Genomic DNA, 18357 nt, shown 5'->3' with positions numbered 1-18357 from the left:
GTCTGGTGCTGGAACTGGTTGCTGAACATCATGTTTTGACCACGGAGCAGCTTCGCGCGTTGGTGTTTCCGTCGATGTCGCGGGCACAGCATCGCTTGCTGCACTTGGCTGATTTGGGCGTGTTGTGGCGCACGCAGCCGTATCGCGCTGACGGTGGCTCGAAGCCGTTTCACTACCTGCTGGGCTATCGCGGCGCGGAGCTGCGCGCCGCCCAGGACGGCACGAGTCCGCCGCGTCCGTCCACGCACGCGGATCGGCTGCGCCGCATCCTCGAATCGCCCAGGCTGGGCCACTTGTTGGGGGTGACTCAGTTCTTCGCTGAGCTGGCCGACTACTCCCGCCGTGCCGGGCTCGGCGGGTTCGCCGCCGATGAGCGGGATTTCGGCCGCGAGGGTCTGCACACGTGGCGCTCCGAGGAGTCGATTACCGAGTTCTACTGCAACAAGATCACCCCGGACGGCTACGGCTGCTGGCACGAAAACGGCCGCTGGCTGGGGTTCTTCCTGGAACACGACACCGGCACCGACCCCCTGCGCCGTGTCGCGGACAAGATCGACCGCTACACCGGCTCCGGCAAGCCCTACACCGACCGTTTCGATGTGGCGCGGCGATTGGCGGGCATGGTGCTGATCTGGACCACCAGCGCCCGCCGCGAACAGGGCTTGCGAAAAGCCTTGCAGGCCAAGCATTCCCCCGTCCCCGTGGCGACCGCGTCCCGCGAGCACGGCCACCTAGACGGCCCGGCGGGCGAGGTGTGGTCCGTGGTCACCGCCGTGCCCGAGCAAGCCCGGCGGGTGCGATTGGGCGAGCTGCCCACCGTGATCGGCGGCACCACGGACGACGGCACTCCCAGGGTGCTCGCCGAGTTGGCCACACGCCCGCCGTCACCGCTCGACGATGACGATGACGACGAGGGCGCCTACCTCGACGGCGTCACCGACGAGATGCGCGAGGCCAACCGGCGCGGGCTCGACGTCGGCGACATCGTGCTCACCGACCCCGATCTCGACGAGGACACCACCAGCCATAGGACGCCCACGCGGCAACCGTGGCAGCGGTGGCGGCGTCCCGCCTGACTCCTTGACAACGCGACACGGTCGTCTGTGCTCTCTGGTCGACCCGCCCCGTGTCTCGCCCCGCGCGAGACCACAGCCGAGACCATGATCGAGACACCGAGACCGGAAAAACGAGACGAGACCCGCAGTCTCGCCCCGGTCTCGCCGGTGGTCTCGCTGATCGTGGGCGGTGAGAGCCCACAACTCCGGCCGGTGATCGCTGGCCCCGACGGGTGCCCGAAGTGCAGTCGGGGAGTCGAAGCCCACCGGCCTTGTTCAGCCTGGAACCGCCAGCCACCACAGCGCGCGTCATGGCGCGTGCCCGCACCCCTGGAAAGCCTGACACGGCACGGGGTTCGGGTGATCCGGCTGGCGTGTGCCCGCTGCGTCGACGGTTACCCCTTGCTGCCGACCAGCGCCCGCGAACTCCCGCCCACGATGCGGGCTCGCGGGCACCCGGAGGTGCCCTATGTGCCCCCACAACCCCGAAAACCGCCCCGATCACACCGACAGCGCAGGTGATGCGGACAGCAATGTCGTGCCGCTTCGCCGCAGGCCAGGCCGCGCCGACGTTACGGTGGAACGGATCGAGACCGAGCCGATGACCGCCGAAGAATACCGCCGCGCGGTCATCACACTCGCCGCTTTGTCAATGAATGGATACAACAGGAAGAGACCCCGACCGACGACGAAAAAGCCGCCTAAAACCAGACATATCACCTTCCCAAGATGACCACGACGAGGGATAATGCAACCATGCGCGATACCTGCTGTGACCTGCGGTGTTAGTCGGTTCTTAGTCGGCTCTTTTCACCAGAAAAACAGTTTTGTTCACGGCCGATCCGGGCCAGCAAGAAATGGCCCGGATCGGCCATCGAAAAGGAACACTGAGGGAGTCTTTTCATGGGGCGATCGAGCACCGCGCGACGCACCAAAAACGCGGCGATGACGCTGGATGATCTCGACACGGTACGGGTCGTGGTCTACATGCGGCGTTCCACCGACGACGAACACCAGCCCTACTCCATCGAGGCGCAAGACGAACGGTTGAAGTCCTATGTGGAGTCTCAGCCCGGTTGGCATGTGGCCATGCGGTTTTCCGACGACGCCTCGGGCGCGACCACCGAGCGGGATGACCTGCAACGGGCACTGGCCGCCGCGCGAGCGGGGTTGATCGATGTGCTGCTGGTCTACCGAGTGGACCGGTTCTCCCGGAACCTGCGGGACATGGTGACCCTGCTCGACGAACTCGACCAGTGCGGCGTGGTGTTCCGCTCCGCCACGGAACCGTTCGACACCTCCACGCCGATGGGCCGGATGCTGGTGCAGATGCTGGGCATGTTCGCCCAGTTCGAACGCGACACCATCATCGACCGCGTGATCAACGGCATGGAACGCAAAGCCGCCAAAGGGCTGTGGAAAGGCGGTCGCCGTCCCTTCGGCTACACCGTCGCCCACGACACCCACCGGCTCGTGCCCCACACCGACGAGTCACCGATCGTGCGGTTGATCTTCCGGCTGTACACCTACGACCGGTTGGGCTCCAAGGTCGTCGCCCGGGTGCTCAACGAGCGAGGTCACCGCACCACCACCGGCGGCACCTGGTCCGCCTACCAAGTCCTGCGAGTCCTCTCGAACCGGATCTACATCGGCGAACTGTCCTTCCGGGAGATCACCGTGAACGACTGCCACACACCCCTGATCGACACCGAGACCTTCGAAGAAGCACAACGCCTGCTCGCCGAACGCGGCGAGGACCACGCCCACCGACGCGCCAACGGCTCCGACTACCAGCTCACCGGACTCATGCGCTGCCCGAAATGCGGCAAAGCCATGATCGGCACCCGCGCCACCGGCAAGAACAAGGTCTACCGCTACTACACCTGCTTCACCCGCTCCCGCTACGACACCACCAAATGCGACGGGCACCGCATCAACGCCGACGCCGTCGAGCAAGCCGTGCTCGACGCACTCGCGAGCTTCTACCGCGACCACCACACGCTCATCGCCGACGCCGTGGCCGAAGCCCAGCGGCAACACCGCGCCGGGCACGACACCCAGCAAGCCGAACTCGCCTCGGTGGAGGCCAAGATCACGGAGACCAACGGCAAGATCGACCGCTACCTCACCGCGTTCGAAAACGGCACCCTCGATGAGGAGTTGGTCGGCCAACGCCTCGCCGAGCTGCGCGCCCCTAGCAAGCAACTGCACGCCCGCCGTGAGGAACTCGCCGCCGCTCTCGACGCCGAGCCCACCGTCCCCGAAGCGGCCATGCTCGTCAAGATCGCCGATCACATCACCAGGGTCATCGACTCCGGCAGCGACCAGACCCGCAAAGCCCTGATCGAAACCCTCATCGCCGAAGTCAAGATCACCAGCGCCAGCACCATCATCCCCAGGTACCGCATCCCCCAACCCAGCACCGACCACGACACAGCAGCAGTCACGAACAAGGCCCTGACCAGCGACAACGCGCCAGCCAGGGCCTCGAAGGAAGGTGTTCGTGCAATGACTAATTTGGTGGAGGTGCCGGGAATCGAACCCGGGTCCTTCGCGGCCTCGCCGAGGCTTCTCCGTGCGCAGTCCGCTATGCCTCTACTCGGCTCCACCGGTCTCGCGAACCAGCCGGTGTGACGAGCCCAGTCGCTGTTCGGTGTCCCACCAGGTCCCGCGACCGGACCTGGCAGTGGAGCCTCCTAGCTGATGCCGGATTCCGGGTCGGAGGCGCTCCCGGTCCGACAGGGTCGCTCCTCGCTCAGGCGGCGAGGACGTACCCGCGCTGACTCTTGTCGGCGCTTATTTGTTTGCGACGACGCTTGACGGTGGTCTCTCGCCTGCACCGGCACGCTTCCCTCGGATCAACTCACGAAGTCGAAACCGTTCACCCCCTGGGATCCAACCTGCCTTCCGGTCCGCCTGTCGAACCGGTGTACACCAGGATAACGCGTCACCGCCCCGCTATTACTCCCCCATCCCCGAATTGATCACGAACGCACATTGAGCAGCCGGGCCGACGTGTCGTCCAGCACAGCGCGCATGTCGCGAAGGATGGTCAGCCGGGTGGTCTCGGCGTGCCGGTAGTGGATCGGCCACTCGGTGCCGTGGTGCGTGCCGGCCTGGTCGAAGTACGCCCACACCTTGCGTGACACCCGCCCCGGCAGGAAGTGCGTGTGGAGGTCGACCAGCCCGGGCACGCCCAGCTCGGCGAGCCACGCCGGGACGTCGGCGTCGCTGCGCGGCACCTACCGCACGCCCTTGCGGGCCCGGCCGATGGCGCGCTGCATCTCCCGCTGGGCGTCGCGGCGGGCCATGTCCTGCCTCTTGTCGTACGCCTTCTTACCGCGGGCCAGGGCCAGTTCGACCTTGGCCCTGCCGTCGGAGAAGTACATCGACATGGGAATCAGGCTCAGCCCGCTCTCCTTGATCTTGCCGATGAGGCGGCGGATCTCGTGCTTGTGCAGCAGGAGCTTGCGGGACCGGCGCGGCTCGTGGTTGGTCCACGTCCCCTCGGTGTACTCGGGGATGTGGACGTTGCGCAGCCACACCTCGCCGTCGTCCACCGTGGCGAAACCATCGGCCAGCTGTGCCTTGCCCTGCCGCAGGCTCTTGACCTCCGTCCCGGTCAGCACGATCCCGGTCTCGTAGGTGTCCAGCACCGACCAGTCGTGCCGCGCCCTGCGGTTCTGCGCGATGAGCTTGCGGCCACGTTCCTTCACCATACGAACAACCTTAACCGCCGAGTCACGCGAGTTTCGGCGGCTACAGCCGCACGTACAGGCGCAGCGTCACGTAGCCGGTGACCGCCGACACGGCCGCGGCGACCAGCAGCAGGACCGGCGAGACCAGCGCGATGTCGCCCCACTCGACGTTGGGGATGATGCCGGTGCCGAACACCGGCGACATGACCCGGTCGATGAACGTGGCCTTGGCGATCAGCAGCCCGATGATGGCCAGGATCGCGCCGATCAGGCCGGAGACCACCGCCTCCAGCAGGAACGGCAGCTGCGTGTACCAGCGGGTGGCGCCGACCAGGCGCATGATGCCGGTCTCGGTGCGCCGGGTGAACGCGGACAGCTGGATGGTGTTGGAGATCAGCAGCAGGGCCGCCAGCGCCTGCACCAGCGCGACCGAGAACGTCGCGTTGCGGATGCCGTTGAGCACGTCGAACAGTCGGTTGAGGTACTCGGCCTGGTCGACCACGCTGTCCACTCCGGGACGGCCGGTGAACTGCTGCTGGATCGCCGGGAACTGCTCCTGGTCGGACAGTTTGACGCGCAGCGAGGCGGGCATCGCCTCGGCGCGGGCGACGTCACGCAGCTCCGGCTGCGACTCGAACACCTTGTTGAAGTTCTCGAACGCCTGCTGGCGGTTCTCGAACGTCACCGACTCGACCCCGGGGATGCGTTTGAGGTCGGCCTTGATCTTGGCGCACGGCTGCTGGGTGCAGTCGTCGTCGTTGGCGCTGACGTCGTCGGTCATGAACACCACGACCTCGACGCGGTCCTGGTAGGTCTCCTGCATCTTGTCGATCAGGCGGACCACCAGGAGACCACCGCCGAGCAGGCCGACCGAGATGGCGGTGGTCAGGATCATCGCGATGGTCATCGTCACGTTGCGCCGAAGGCCGTTGACGACCTCGCTGAATACGAAGCTCGCGCGCATCTTGTGTCAGCTTTCCTGCCGGGTCGGGGTGTTGTCCTCGGGGTGCTCGGGCGCGGTCAGCGGCCGACGCCGTAGACGCCGCGGGCGTCGTCGCGGATGACCCGCCCGAGGCTGAGTTCGACGACACGCCGCCGCATCGAGTCGACGATGGAGTGGTCGTGGGTGGCCATGACGACCGTGGTGCCGGTGCGGTTGATGCGCTCCAGTAGCAGCATGATGTCCTGGCTGGTGTCGGGGTCCAGGTTCCCGGTCGGCTCGTCGCACAGCAGCACCAGCGGCCGGTTGACGAACGCCCGGGCGATGGCCACGCGCTGCTGCTCACCACCGGAGAGCTCGTGCGGCATCCGGTCGGCCTTGCTGTCCAGACCGACCAGCTGCAACACCTGCGGCACCACCCGCCGGATGTCGTTGCGGGGTTTGCCGATCACTTCCAGCGCGAACGCCACGTTCTCCGCGACGGTCTTGTTGTTCAGCAGCCGGAAGTCCTGGAACACGCAGCCGATGCGCTGGCGCAGCCGGGGGACGCGGCGCCGCGGCAGCTTGGCGACGTTCCAGTCGGCGACAAAGACCCGCCCGCGGGTGGGCACGTCCTCGCGCAGCAGCAACCGCATGAACGTCGACTTGCCCGACCCGGAGGGGCCGATCAGGAACACGAACTCGCCCTTGTCGATGTTGACCGACACATCATCGAGAGCGGGCCGGGTCGACGTCTTGTACGTCTTGGACACGTGCTCTAGGCGGATCACGGGGCGTGAGTTTACCCGCGACCGTTAGGGGGACTTCGCTCACCCGGACCGGCGGGAGCACCGCTGATCACCTGCGACTTCGCAGGCCACGGACCGTGCTGGTCAGGCCGCGCTGTGCTGCTGCTGGCGGCGCCACCGGATGCCGGCCTCGAGGAAGCCGTCGATGTCGCCGTCGAGCACCGCGTCGGGGTTGCCGACCTCGTACTCGGTGCGCAGGTCCTTGACCATCTGGTACGGGTGCAGCACGTAGGAGCGCATCTGGTTGCCCCAGCTGGACCCGCTGTCCTTGAGCGCGTCCAGCTCGGCGCGCTCCTCCTCCCTCTTGCGGGCCAGCAGCTTGGACTGGAGCACGCGCATCGCGGCGGCCTTGTTCTGCAGCTGCGACTTCTCGTTCTGGCACGACACCACGATGCCGGTCGGCAGGTGCGTGATGCGGACCGCGGAGTCGGTGGTGTTCACGCTCTGGCCGCCGGGGCCCGAGGACCGAAAGACGTCAACCCGGATGTCCTTCTCCGAGATCTCGACGTGGTCGGTCTCCTCCACGACCGGCAGCACCTCGACGCCCGCGAAGGACGTCTGGCGCCGTCCCTGGTTGTCGAACGGCGAGATGCGCACCAGGCGGTGGGTGCCCTGCTCGACGGACAGGGTGCCGTAGGCGTAGGGGGCGTTGACCCGGAAGGTCGCCGACTTCAGCCCCGCCTCCTCGGCGTAGGACGTGTCGTAGACCTCGACCGGGTAGGAGTGCCGCTCCGCCCAGCGCAGGTACATCCGCATCAGCATCTCGGCGAAGTCGGCCGCGTCGACGCCACCGGCCTCGGCGCGGATGGTCACCATCGCCTCGCGCTCGTCGTACTCGCCGGACAGCAGGGTGCGCACCTCGAGGGCCTCGAGGTCCTTGCGCAGGCGGTCGCGCTCCTGGTCGGCCTCGGCGAGCCCGGCGGCGTCGCCCTCGTCCTCGCTGAGCTCGTAGAGCACCTCGAGGTCCTCGAGCCGCTGCCGCAGCTCGGTGATCTTGCGTAGTTCGGCCTGCCGGTGCACGAGCTGACTGCTGACCCGCTGCGCGTGTTCGACGTCGTCCCAGAGGTCGGGCTTGGCAGCCTCGGCCTCCAGCTCCGCGATATTCGCGCGCAGAGCGTCCAGGTCCATCACGCTCTCGATGCCCTCGAGGGTGTTGGACAGTTCTTTGAGCGCAGCGGCGACGTCGGGATTCACAGTGCTCAGGGTACCCTCCGCGGACGGGCCGCCCACCAGGACGGCCCGTTTGGCGTTCGCGGAGTCAGTCCGGAATCGAATCCAGCAGCTTGATGATCGCCCGGTTGTAGGCCACGGTGAAGTCGGCAGCGGCCTTCTCGTAGGGGTCGCTGGCGGCCTTCGCGGCGTTTTTGGCCTCGTCCAGCCGCACCGCGTACTGGGCGCGGGCGGACTCCACCAGCGCGGCGCGCTGCTTGGGCGTCAGCGAGCCCGAGTACACCAGCCGCAGGATCAGCGGGCTGCGGACGTTGTCCGGCCCCGGTTCGGTGTTCAACCAGGACTTGAAGGCGCGCTTGCCGGCCGCGGTGATCGCGTACTGCTGGCTGGAGCGCGGCCCCTGCTTGCCCAGGCGAAGCAGGCCGGCATCGGTCAGCGCGGGCAGCTCACGGTAAACCTGGCTGCGGGTCACGCTGAAGAACCCTCCGAAGCGCTCGGTGGCAGCCGCAACCAGCTGGCCACCGGTCTTCGGACCTTCGTGCAGTAGGCCCAACAGGGCAGCGGATGTCGCATTCAGCTCGGTCACACCACCACGGTGCCACGCGACCGCAGCGCTGTCCACAATGGTCCCCAGTTCTGTCCACTGTGGTTGCAGTGGACTGGTCCAAGTGGACGAACGGTTGCGCCATTGGCGCGAGCGCCGGACGACTGCCCCGGCGGCGGCGCCGAACACGCGCCGCACACGGCATCGGTCCAGGACGGGCACGGATTGCAACCGACATGCCCGCGGTTCCCCTGGATGGGGGTTCTTCGGCGCGCAAAGAGGTGCTATCACGTTCTGGAGTTGACCAACTACAGCAGGTCACACGCACTCTGCTCATGGCCGCCCAGTTGGCGGCCACCCAGGCGGCCGATTCAGGAGGTGCGGGCACGTGCATCGCAGTTGGTTGCGTACCAAGGTCAACGAGAGCAGGACGAAGGTGACCAACAAGGTTGCCGAACGGGCCAGGTCCCTGGTGCCCCGCCCGCGCGACGGCGAGACCGACTCCTGCATGGTCTGCGGCCGAGCGATGCGCCCGGCAGGAGTGGTCCGGGGCGAGGGTCGGGTCTGCTCGCCGGCCTGCGCCCGCAAGTGGGCGTCCGGCCTCGGCTGAGCCGAGCCCCGAGCGAGCGGCGGAGAACCCCGACGAAGCGAAACGGGTCCCTGGCGAACCAGGGACCCGTTTCGGTCAGTAGCGGGGACAGGATTCGAACCTGCGACCTCTGGGTTATGAGCCCAGCGAGCTACCGAGCTGCTCCACCCCGCGCCAGCGACTGGAAACCAGTCGCGTTCTGTTGTGCCTCCAACACTACACCCCCGCCGAAACCGACGAACAAGGGGGTCCCCCAACTCCTCCGGACCCCTCCCCACCAGCACAAACGCAACACCGCGAAGCAATGGGGTCCCGCAGCGCGAACGACCCGCGGGAGCGAAGCGAAAGCGCTGGTCCGCGAGCAGGCCGGACCACCACGCGAACCGCGGAGCCGACGCAAGCCACCGCACCGCACGGATCCACACCCAGGTCTTCCAGGTACAGGCAAACCTGGAAACCCGTAAGAAAGGAAAAAGGAAAGGGCCCCGGCGAACGCCGGAACCCTTTCCTGTCAATCGTAGCGGGGACAGGATTCGAACCTGCGACCTCTGGGTTATGAGCCCAGCGAGCTACCGAGCTGCTCCACCCCGCGTCGTGTGTCCTTAACTTTAACGGGCCGACGGAGTCTAGTGCAAATCGCCTGCCAGAAAAAGTGACGAGCGTCATTGTGCACTCGAATGGAGGGCCCGGAACGCGACCGGGGCGGGGCCGCTCGCACGGTCCCGCCCCGGTTCTGCCACGGCCTGGTCAGCCGCCGTTGCTTTGCGCCTGCTCGAAGCGCCGCACCGCGTCGTCGAGCTGCTGGTAGGCCGCGCCGAGGTCGGCGAAGTTGCCGGACTGCTGGGCCTGCCGGATGCGGTCCAGAGCGGTTCGGATGTCGGTCACCGCCTGGTTCAGCTGGGGGCTGACCGGCGTGTTCACCCCCGGCGGGGGCTGCTGGCCCTGCGTCGCCGGCGGCAGCTGCTGGTCCGGGATCTGCCCGGTGGACTGCCCGGCCCCGGAGCCGAAGACCTCCTCCAGCGCCCCGGCGAGGGTCTCGGAGAAGCCGACCTTCCCGCCGAAGGACACCAGCACCCGGGCGAGCTGCGGGTACGCCTCGGCCTCGTTGCGCTGGATGTAGATCGGTTCGACGTAGAGCAGGCCGCCCGCGACCGGCAGCGTCAGCAGGTTGCCGAAGATCGCCGTCACGTTCGGGTTGTTGAACAGGGTGCGGTTCTCGGTGACCTCCGGGGTGGACTCCATCTGGTTCTGCACCTGATTGGGGCCCGGGGTCTGGGTGTTGGTCGGCAACCGCAGCACGGTGAGCTTGCCGTAGTCCTCCGGGTCGGAGGACGCCGACACCCAGGCCGCGAGGTTCTGCCGCCGCAGCGCGGTGAGCGCGCTGGTCAGCTGGAACTGCGGCTTGTCCTGGCCCTCGATCTGGGCCAGCAGGTAGTACGGCGGCTGCTGGCCCTCACCGCTGGCCACGGCACCGCGGCTGGTGGGGTCGGACGGCACCTCCCAGAACGTCTGGTTGGAGAAGAAGTCACCCGGGTTGTCCACGTGGTACTGGGTGAGCAGCTTGCGCTGCACCTTGAAGATGTCCTCCGGGTAGCGGAAGTGCTCGCGCAGCTGCGGGCTGATCTCGCTGGCCGGCTTGACCACGCCCGGGAAGACGCCTTCCCATGCCTTGAGCACCGGGTCGTTCTGGTCGACCGCGTAGAGGTCGACCGTCCCGTCGTAGGCGTCCACGGTGGCCTTGACCGAGTTGCGGATGTAGTTGATCTTCTGGTTGGGCTGCCGTTCGACGCCGGTGAGCGTGTCGTTGGTGGCCTCGCCCAGCTCGGTCAGCTGCGAGTACGGGTAGTTGTTCAGCGTCGTGTAGCCGTCGACGATCCACTTGATGCGGCCGTCCACCACCGCCGGATACGGGTCGCCGTCGAGTTTCAGCCACGGCGCGACCTTCTGCACCCGGTCCCGCGGATTACGCTCGTAGATGATCTTCGAATCGGTGCCGATGGCGCCGCTGAACAGGAAGTTCCGCTCACCGTAGTAGGCGCCGAACACCAACCGGTGGAACAGGCTGCCCACCGGGACGCCGCCCTTGCCGGTGTAGGTGTACTGCTGCGTGTCCGTGTCGTACTCGCGCGGCGGCTCACCCGGGTTGCCGCCGACGATCGCGTAGTCGTTACGGCCCACCAGCTCGCCGTAGTACACGCGCGGCTGCTCGACCGGGATCGCGCCCTGGCCGTTGTTGGCCACGTCGCTGATCTGGAAGACCGGGTAGCCACCCTGGGTGGCGCCCTCCTTGAAGGTGGAGTCGACGCGGTCCGCCGGAGCGGCGACGAACCCGTTGCCGTGCGTGTAGACGGTGTGCCGGTTGATCCAGTTCTGCTGGTTCACCGCCAGCCGGTCGGTGTTGATCTCGCGCAGCGCGACCAGGTAGTCCTGCAGCTCCCCGTTGGCGTCGCGGTAGCGGTCGACGTCGAGCTTGTCGGCGAAGCCGTAGAAGTTGTACTGCTGGGTCAGCTGGGTGAACGTCGGGGCCAGCACGTTCGGGTCGAGCAGCCGGATGTTGGGGATGGTGCCCTGGTCGGCGGCGACCTCGCTGGGCTGCAGCTGGGTCCGGCCCGGGTAGTCGATGACCTGGACGCGGTTGTCCCCGATGCCGAACGCCGCCTTGGTCGCCGCCAGGTTCCGCTCGATGGACTGCGCCTCCCGCTGGTTGGCGTTCGGGCGGACCGAGAACTGCTCCAGCAGCGCGGGCCAGACCGCCCCGACGACCACGCTGGACAGCACCAGCAGCACCGTGGCCAGCGCCGGGATCTGCAGGTTGCGCAGGAAGATCACCGCGAAGAACGCCAGCGCGCAGAACACCGCGATGCACATCAGGATCAGCTTCGCGGGCATCACCGCGTTCAGGTCGGTGTAGCTGGCACCGGTGAACAGCGGGTTGCGCGAGGACAGCAGCAGATCGTAGCGGTCCAGGAAGTAGTCGACCGCCTTGAGCAGCACGAACAGCCCGGCCAGCACGGCCAGCTGGATGCGCGCGGGCATGGACAGCTGACCGGAGCGGCCGGCCAGCCGGATGCCGCCGAAGATGTAGTGGGTGATCAGCGAGCCGACGAACGACACCGTGACCGCGATGAAGCCCCACGACAGCAGGAAGCGCCAGAACGGCAGTTCAAAGGTGTAGAAGCTGATGTCGTTGCCGAACTCGGGGTCGACCTGCCCGAACGGCACGCTGTGCAGAAACAGCTGCAGCGTCTGCCAGTCGGCCTGCGCGGCCAGGCCGCCGATCAGTCCGACCACGATCGGCACGCCCAGCCCGAACAACCGGGACCGCTCGGTGATCACCGTCCGGTACCGGGCCAGCGGGTCGTCCGGACCGCTGACCGGCACGAACACCGGCCGGTTGCGGTAGGCCAGCCACAGGTTCAGCGCGAGCACGGCACCCAGGAAGACCGCCGCGGCCACGCCCAGGCCGGTGCGGGACAGCAGCTGGGTGGTGAAGACCTGCCGGTAGCCGACCTCGCCGTACCACAGCCAGTCCACGTAGGTACCCAGCAGTCGCGATCCGGCGATCAGGGCGACCAGCACGATGCCGCCCAGGATCAGCAGGACCCGGCTCCGCCGGGACAGTTTCGGCATTCCTACCGGGGGCCGCATGGCCACGACGCACGCTCCTGGTGACGGTCAGCAGGGCTGGGGTACGACCCGCGGCCGCCCCCGTGATGTTCAACTCTACGACCCTGCCCGAAAGTTCCTGGAAGGGCGTTCGCGAAATGGATGAAAACGACAACCTTCGCAGGTCATCGACGCGGCCGGGGTTCCGGGGACCGGCGGTGCGACCATGGGCGGCATGCCACCGCAGACCCCCGAGGACCTCGCCGCGGCCCTGCCGTCAGCCGCCCGCGAGATCGAGGAGTTCGTCGGCGCCGCCGGCTGGGACCAGCCGACCCAGGTGTTCGCGCTCGTGCCCACCCGCCAGCTGCTGGCCGCCGAACCCGGCCTGGCCGACCAGCTCGACCCGGACTCGCCGCTGACCCCGATCGCGCAGGAGTCGCTGCCGGCGGAGGACCTCGCCGAGGCGCTCGGCCGCATCGCGTGGCCCGACCAGGTCTCCGGCTGCGCGCTCGTGCAGGAGATCGTGGTGCTGCCGCCGGAGGCGGAGGCGGAGCTGCCCGGCGACGCGGACGAGGCCCGCCGGGTGGCGGCCGAGCACCCGGAGCGCCGGGAGGCGCGCCTGGTGGCGGCGGTGCTGCGGGACGGCGGCGAAGCCTGCGTGATGCGCCTGCGCGCCGAAGGCGCGGAAGGCGGCGAGGTGATCCAGGACCCGCGGCTGGCGCCGAACCTGCTGGCCGCCCTGCGCGCCACCTTCGCGGAGTGACCAGCCCGAGGGGTGTGCCCAGCACCGGCGGCAGCCGGCGCGGGGTGCCCCGGTCGAGGTCAGCAGCTCGGCGGGACCTGGCCGGCGCGGATCGCGTCCAGTGACTTCATCGCGTCGTCGAGCGTTGCGACGCGGACCAGTTCGAGCCCGTCCGGCGCCTGCGCCTTCGCCTCGGCGCAGTTGTCCGCCGGGACGAGGAAGATCCTCGCCCCCGCCTCGTGGGCCTTCACCATCTTGAACGGGATGCCGCCGATCGGGCCCACCCTGCCGGCCGGGTCGATCTCCCCGGTGCCCGCCACGAACTGCCCGCCGTTGAGCTCGCCCGGCGTCAGCTTGTCGATGATCGCCAAAGCGAACATCAACCCCGCCGACGGGCCGCCCACGTCGGCCAGGCTGATCTTGATGTCGAAGTTGACGTCCGGTTGCTCCACCGGCGCCACGCCCAGGAAGCCCTGCTGGTCGCCGTGGGGGTTCTGCGCCAGCTGCACGGTGGCCACCCGCTCCGGCTGGTCGGCGTGCCGGAACCGGATCTCCACCCGGTCGCCGGGCCGGGTGCCGGCCAGCGCGGCGCGCACCGACGGTGCATCGGTGATCGGCCTGCCGTTGGCCGCCAGCAGGTGGTCGCCGGGGGCCAGCACGCCGTCCGCCGGGCTGCCCTTGACCACCTCCCCGGCCAGCACCTTCATCGGGTAGCCCAGGTAGCGCAGGGCGGCCGTCTCCGCCGTGGTCTGCGAGTCGGTGAACGCCTCGGCGTTCTCCTGCTCGATCTGCTGCTCGCTCTTGTCCGGCGGGAAGTACAGCTCGCGCGGCGCCAGCGCGTACCGGCCGCTGGCCCACAACCCCATGGCGCCGAACAGCGACAGGTGGTCGGTCACCGACACCGTGGTCATGTTCAGGTGCCCGCCGGTCGGGAAGGTCTGCTGCCCCTCGATGCTGATCACCGGGACGTCCCCGTTGACGCCGAGGGTGTCGAAGGTGGGCCCCGGCCCGAGCGCCACGTACGGCACCCGGACGAACGCACCGAGCAGACCGAAGATGACGACCAGGGCGACACTTGTCAGCAGCGTCCACGTGCGGCGGTTCACGAGGCGACAGCGTACGTGTTCGCTGTCGGCGATGTGTGCGGTGTTCACGTCCGCGGACACGATGCGTGGCTGCGCGGCGGTGGAGCGCAGGACGAGTTCCAGGACGGTTCAAACGACCTGCTCGGGCCGCGTACGGTGGAGCTATGACCAACTTGCCGTTCGGGTTCGGCCCGCAGGACCCCGACGACCCTGACAAGGGCGACTCGTCGCAAGGCCGCTCTGAGGGTGGCGCCGGAAACCCCGGGGACATGGGTTTCGGTTTCGGCGGCATCGGACCGGGCGGCATGCCGAACTTCGACATCAGCCAGCTCGGGCAGATGCTGACGCAGCTGGGCCAGGCGCTCAGCCACTCCGGCAGCAGCACCGGGCCGGTGAACTACGACCTCGCCAAGCAGCTCGCGGTGCAGCAGCTGCACAACACCAAGCGCACCGAGCGCCCCAGCCAGGAGCAGGTCCGGGCGATCGAGGACGCGGTGCGGCTCGCCGAGCTGTGGCTCGACCCCACCACGGCACTGCCCACCGGGGTGCGCGCGGTGCAGACCTGGTCGTCGGTCGACTGGGTGGAAAAGACGCTGCCCACCTGGCAGCAGCTGTGCGACCCGGTCGCGAAGCGGATGTCCAGCGCGTGGCTGGAGGCGCTGCCGGAGGAGGCCAAGCAGGCCGCCGGGCCGCTGCTGTCCATGCTCGGCCAGATGGGCGGGATGACCTTCGGCTCGCAACTCGGCAACGGTCTGGCCCAGCTCGGCGGTGAGGTGCTGACCTCCACCGACATCGGGCTGCCGCTGGGGCCGCAGGGCACCGCCGCGCTGCTGCCGGCCAACATCGAGCGCTTCGTCGACGGCCTGGACCGGCCGATCAGCGAGGCCACCGTGTTCCTCGCCGCGCGGGAGGCCGCGCACCACCGGCTGTTCCGCCACGTCCCGTGGCTGGGCCAGCGGCTGCTGGCGACCGTCGAGGAGTACGCGCGCGGCATCCGCATCGACACCAGCGCGCTCGAGGACCTGGCCAGCAAGATTGATCCGACCAACCCGAGCTCGATGCAGGACCTGATGGGCTCCGGGATGCTCGAACCGAAGACCACCCCGGAGCAACAGGCGGCGCTCACCCGCCTGGAGACGCTGCTCGCGCTGGTCGAGGGCTGGGTCGACGTGGTCGTCGCGGACGCCGTGGGCGACCGGCTGCCGGGGGCGAACGCGCTCAGCGAGATGGTCCGGCGGCGGCGCGCCAGCGGCGGCCCGGCCGAGCAGACCTTCGCCACGCTCATCGGCCTGGAGTTGCGGCCGCGGCGGATGCGGGACGCGGCGAACCTGTGGCGGCTGATGACCCAGCGGCACGGCATCGACAGCCGGGACCGGGTGTGGGACCACCCCGACTTCCTGCCGGACAGCTCCGACCTCGACGAGCCACTGGACTTCGCGGACCGGTGGGGCGCGGCCCCGGCGGAGCTGGACGACCCGATCGCCGCGCTCCGGCGCGCCGAGGCCGACGACTCCGCGGAGTCCGACGACGAGTCCGAGGGCGGTTCGTCCCAGCGCGACGACGAGAGCTGACGACGAGCACCTCGCGGGTGCTCGTCACCGCGCGGGCGCGACCCGCTGGGTCGTGTCGTCGTCGAGGCTGAGCCCGAGGTGGGCGGCGGCGGAGACGCCCTCCAGGTAGCCGATGGCGCGCTCGGTCTTCGGGTAACGTCGCACCCACTTCCAGAAGTCGGGGCCGTGGCCGGGCACCAGCAGGTGCGCCAGTTCGTGGACGAGCACATAATCCAGCACCCATCCGGGTACATCTCGGAGGCGCTCGCTCACCCGAATGGTCGCGTCGCTGGGCGTGCAGGACGCCCACCGCGTACGCATTGGGGGCACCCACCGGACGCTGCGCGGCTCCGCCCGGCCGCCGAGGTACTTCGCCGACAGCTCGTGGCAGCGGCGCGTCAGCGCCTCGTCGGATTCCCGGGCCGGCGACCGACGCCGCGTCTCGCTGCGCTGCAACCGGCTCAACATGTCCGCCACCCAGCGCTTTTCCTCCGCCCGGCTCATCCGAGCCGGAAGCAACACCACGATCTTGTCGCCGTCGCGGTAGGCGCTCACCGTCTGTCGGCGGCGCTTGCTGCGGCGGACCTCGACCTGGGGTTCAGCCACGAAAGTGGACCTTAGCGAGTGCGCCCGACAAACGGATCCCCGTGTGAGTTCTCCCGCAACGAACACCGGCGGTGATCATCGGGGGTATTACTCCATTGAGTTGAACGTGCGATGCTCTTTATGCATGCATGTCCATTGGCCCGCATGTACCGTTCCCCCAGCCGCCCGGAGGACGGGCCGGAGGCGACCCAGCGGCGAAGGCTGGGCCACGACACGAAGGAGGGGAGCCGTGGCCGACACGTACAACGGCTACTGCGTGAAGTGCCGGGCGAAGCGCGACTTTTCCGGTGAGGTCTCGGAAACCAACGGTCGCCGCATGGCCAAGGGCACCTGCCCGGTCTGTGGCACCAAGATGACCCGCATCCTCGGCAAGGCGTGACCACCGGGCCAGGGTGGGCTGCCGCCGAGCCGCCCACCCGGCAGCGCCTTCGCCCGAGCGTTCGAACACCGCTCCGGCCGAGGTCGGAGCGCCAGGGGGTTACTCGCGCGCCTGTCGGCAGCGGTGACCGCCCCGTCCCCTGGTTCGGCTCAATGCCGAATGCGGCCAGTGGTGCAACGTCGTCGATCACGGCCCATGGTGTCGCCGGAAAGCTCTAGCATGTGTCCTGGGTTCCGCGATTTCGAAGAGGAATTCGGACGTCGAGAGGGTTTTCCCGCACCAAGGAGAATTCGTGGCCGACATTCCCCGCCGGGCAGCACACCGCACCGTCAAGCTCGCCAGTCTGCCGCTCGGTGTCGCAGGCCGGCTGGCCGCCGGGTGGGGAAAGCGGCTCACCGGGCAGGACGCGGCGGAGATCAACGCCGAGGTCTCGGCCCGGACCGCGGAACAGCTGTTCGCGGTGCTGGGGCAGCTCAAGGGCGGCGCGATGAAGTTCGGCCAGGCGTTGAGCGTGTTCGAGGCCGCTGTCCCCGACGAGTTGGCCGGCCCGTACCGGGAGGCCCTGACCAAGCTGCAGTCGGCGGCCCCGCCGATGCCCAGCAGCAGCGTGCACCGGGTGCTGGACGAGCAGCTCGGAAGCGGCTGGCGCAAGCGCTTCGCCGAGTTCGACGACACCCCGGCCGCGGCGGCGAGCATCGGCCAGGTGCACCGGGCGACCTGGCACGACGGGCGCGAGGTCGCGGTCAAGGTGCAGTACCCGGGTGCGGACGAGGCGCTGCGGTCCGACCTGCGCCAGCTGATGCGGCTCTCCCGCCTGTTCCAGTCGTTGGCGCCGGGTGCCGAGGTCAAGCCGCTGCTGGCGGAGCTGCAGGATCGGATGGTCGAGGAGCTGGACTACCGCACCGAGGCCGACAACCAACGGGCGTTCGCCAGGGAGTTCCGCGGTGACGAAGACGTGCTGGTGCCAGCCGTGGTGGCCAGCTCACCGAAGGTCGTCGTCACGGAGTGGGTCACCGGTACGCCGTACTCGCGGATCATCGCGAACGGGGAGCGCGAGGAGCGCAACCGGGCCGGTCAGCGGCTCGCCGAGTTCCACTACTCGGCACCGGCGCGGGTGGGACTGCTGCACGCGGACCCGCACCCGGGCAACTTCATGCTGCTGCCGGACGGCCGGCTGGCCGTCATCGACTTCGGAGCGGTCTCGCGGCTGCCGCACGGGCTGCCCGCGACCCTCGGCCGCATGCTGCGGCTGGCGTTGGAGGACCGGCCCGCGGAGCTGCTGGAGCTGCTGCGGGCGGAGCGGTTCGTGCAGCCCGAGGTGAACCTGCGCGCCGAGGACGTGCTGGCCTACCTGGCACCGTTCGTGGACCCCGTGCGGGTCGAGACCTTCCACTTCACCCGCCGCTGGTTGCAGCAGCAGGCGGAACGGGTGGGCGACCTGCGCAGCCCGGACTTCCGGACCGGCAGGTCGCTGAACCTGCCGCCGGACTACCTGCTGATCCACCGGGTGACGCTCGGCGCCACCGGCATCCTGTGCCAGCTCGACGCCGAGGTGGGAGCGCGCGACATCATCACCCGCTGGCAGCCCGGCTTCGCCGAGTGATC

The 18357-nt window shown here is 68.7% G+C and carries 16 protein-coding genes, 2 tRNA genes, 1 other RNA gene and 1 pseudogene; 7 read left to right on the top strand and 13 right to left on the bottom strand.

All coding sequences use genetic code 11. The features are described from left to right. Positions 1–5 precede the first annotated feature (5 nt). Positions 6–1076, top strand: a complete 1071-nt coding sequence (locus tag IEY17_RS02735) for a replication-relaxation family protein (RefSeq protein ID WP_229679776.1) — start codon at positions 6–8, stop codon at positions 1074–1076. 882 nt (positions 1077–1958) lie between these two features. After that, a pseudogene (locus tag IEY17_RS25160) lies at positions 1959–2969 on the top strand (recombinase family protein); the annotation flags it as partial. A gap of 377 nt (positions 2970–3346) precedes the next feature. Here IEY17_RS25160 and IEY17_RS25155 read toward each other — a convergent pair. The 8 genes from IEY17_RS25155 to IEY17_RS02695 form a co-directional block, all read right to left on the bottom strand. Further along, on the bottom strand, positions 3347–3526 hold the full coding sequence (locus tag IEY17_RS25155) for a hypothetical protein (RefSeq protein WP_229679775.1): 180 nt from the start codon (positions 3524–3526) through the stop codon (positions 3347–3349). A gap of 47 nt (positions 3527–3573) precedes the next feature. Continuing rightward, positions 3574–3944: a transfer-messenger RNA gene (ssrA, locus tag IEY17_RS02725) on the bottom strand. A gap of 95 nt (positions 3945–4039) precedes the next feature. After that, complete coding sequence (locus tag IEY17_RS02720) at positions 4040–4297, bottom strand: hypothetical protein (RefSeq protein WP_229679774.1); 258 nt, start codon at positions 4295–4297, stop codon at positions 4040–4042. Then, a complete protein-coding gene (gene smpB, locus IEY17_RS02715; protein WP_188984988.1) occupies positions 4298–4774 on the bottom strand; it encodes an SsrA-binding protein SmpB in 477 nt (158 codons plus the stop codon). Positions 4775–4814: 40 nt separating this feature from the next. Continuing rightward, positions 4815–5717 carry a permease-like cell division protein FtsX gene (gene ftsX, locus IEY17_RS02710; protein ID WP_188984986.1) on the bottom strand — a complete coding sequence of 301 codons (903 nt, stop codon included), beginning with the start codon at positions 5715–5717 and terminating at the stop codon, positions 4815–4817. A gap of 56 nt (positions 5718–5773) precedes the next feature. Beyond that, positions 5774–6463 (bottom strand): cell division ATP-binding protein FtsE, encoded by a 690-nt coding sequence (gene ftsE, locus IEY17_RS02705; RefSeq protein ID WP_188984984.1) that lies wholly within the window; start codon positions 6461–6463, stop codon positions 5774–5776. A 102-nt stretch (positions 6464–6565) separates the two neighbouring features. Beyond that, a complete protein-coding gene (prfB, locus tag IEY17_RS02700; protein ID WP_188984982.1) occupies positions 6566–7675 on the bottom strand; it encodes a peptide chain release factor 2 in 1110 nt (369 codons plus the stop codon). 64 nt (positions 7676–7739) lie between these two features. Then, complete coding sequence (locus IEY17_RS02695; protein WP_188984980.1) at positions 7740–8237, bottom strand: PadR family transcriptional regulator; 498 nt, start codon at positions 8235–8237, stop codon at positions 7740–7742. A 394-nt stretch (positions 8238–8631) separates the two neighbouring features. On the opposite strand from IEY17_RS02695, the gene IEY17_RS02690 reads away from it, so the two are divergent. Continuing rightward, positions 8632–8805 (top strand): hypothetical protein, encoded by a 174-nt coding sequence (locus IEY17_RS02690; RefSeq protein WP_229679773.1) that lies wholly within the window; start codon positions 8632–8634, stop codon positions 8803–8805. Between the two features lie 79 nt (positions 8806–8884). Here the strand turns inward: IEY17_RS02690 and IEY17_RS02685 are convergent. The 3 genes from IEY17_RS02685 to IEY17_RS02675 form a co-directional block, all read right to left on the bottom strand. Then, positions 8885–8958: transfer RNA gene (locus tag IEY17_RS02685), tRNA-Met, on the bottom strand. A gap of 344 nt (positions 8959–9302) precedes the next feature. After that, a tRNA-Met gene (locus IEY17_RS02680) sits at positions 9303–9376 on the bottom strand. A 155-nt stretch (positions 9377–9531) separates the two neighbouring features. Beyond that, positions 9532–12414: a UPF0182 family protein gene (locus IEY17_RS02675; RefSeq protein WP_229679808.1), complete on the bottom strand. Its 2883-nt coding sequence runs from the start codon at positions 12412–12414 to the stop codon at positions 9532–9534. 211 nt (positions 12415–12625) lie between these two features. Between IEY17_RS02675 and IEY17_RS02670 the strand changes: the two genes are divergently transcribed. After that, complete coding sequence (locus IEY17_RS02670; protein ID WP_188984976.1) at positions 12626–13153, top strand: PPA1309 family protein; 528 nt, start codon at positions 12626–12628, stop codon at positions 13151–13153. A gap of 59 nt (positions 13154–13212) precedes the next feature. Here IEY17_RS02670 and IEY17_RS02665 read toward each other — a convergent pair whose 3' ends face one another. Further along, positions 13213–14238: a YlbL family protein gene (locus IEY17_RS02665; RefSeq protein WP_188984974.1), complete on the bottom strand. Its 1026-nt coding sequence runs from the start codon at positions 14236–14238 to the stop codon at positions 13213–13215. Between the two features lie 143 nt (positions 14239–14381). Here IEY17_RS02665 and IEY17_RS02660 point away from each other — a divergent pair, with 143 nt between their 5' ends. Beyond that, positions 14382–15788 carry a zinc-dependent metalloprotease gene (locus tag IEY17_RS02660; RefSeq protein ID WP_188984973.1) on the top strand — a complete coding sequence of 469 codons (1407 nt, stop codon included), beginning with the start codon at positions 14382–14384 and terminating at the stop codon, positions 15786–15788. Between the two features lie 24 nt (positions 15789–15812). Here the strand turns inward: IEY17_RS02660 and IEY17_RS02655 are convergent, their stop codons facing one another. Further along, on the bottom strand, positions 15813–16373 hold the full coding sequence (locus IEY17_RS02655; RefSeq protein ID WP_188984971.1) for a M48 metallopeptidase family protein: 561 nt from the start codon (positions 16371–16373) through the stop codon (positions 15813–15815). 229 nt (positions 16374–16602) lie between these two features. Here IEY17_RS02655 and IEY17_RS02650 point away from each other — a divergent pair, with 229 nt between their 5' ends. Then, on the top strand, positions 16603–16752 hold the full coding sequence (locus IEY17_RS02650) for a DUF5679 domain-containing protein (RefSeq protein ID WP_188984969.1): 150 nt from the start codon (positions 16603–16605) through the stop codon (positions 16750–16752). 292 nt (positions 16753–17044) lie between these two features. Further along, positions 17045–18355, top strand: coding sequence for an ABC1 kinase family protein (locus IEY17_RS02645; RefSeq protein WP_188984967.1), 1311 nt, complete (start codon positions 17045–17047; stop codon positions 18353–18355). Positions 18356–18357: the final 2 nt, after the last annotated feature.

The sequence above is a fragment of the Saccharopolyspora thermophila genome, from assembly GCF_014646075.1.
Lineage (GTDB): Bacteria > Actinomycetota > Actinomycetes > Mycobacteriales > Pseudonocardiaceae > Saccharopolyspora > Saccharopolyspora thermophila.
This window is presented reverse-complemented; position numbering and strand designations above follow the sequence as displayed.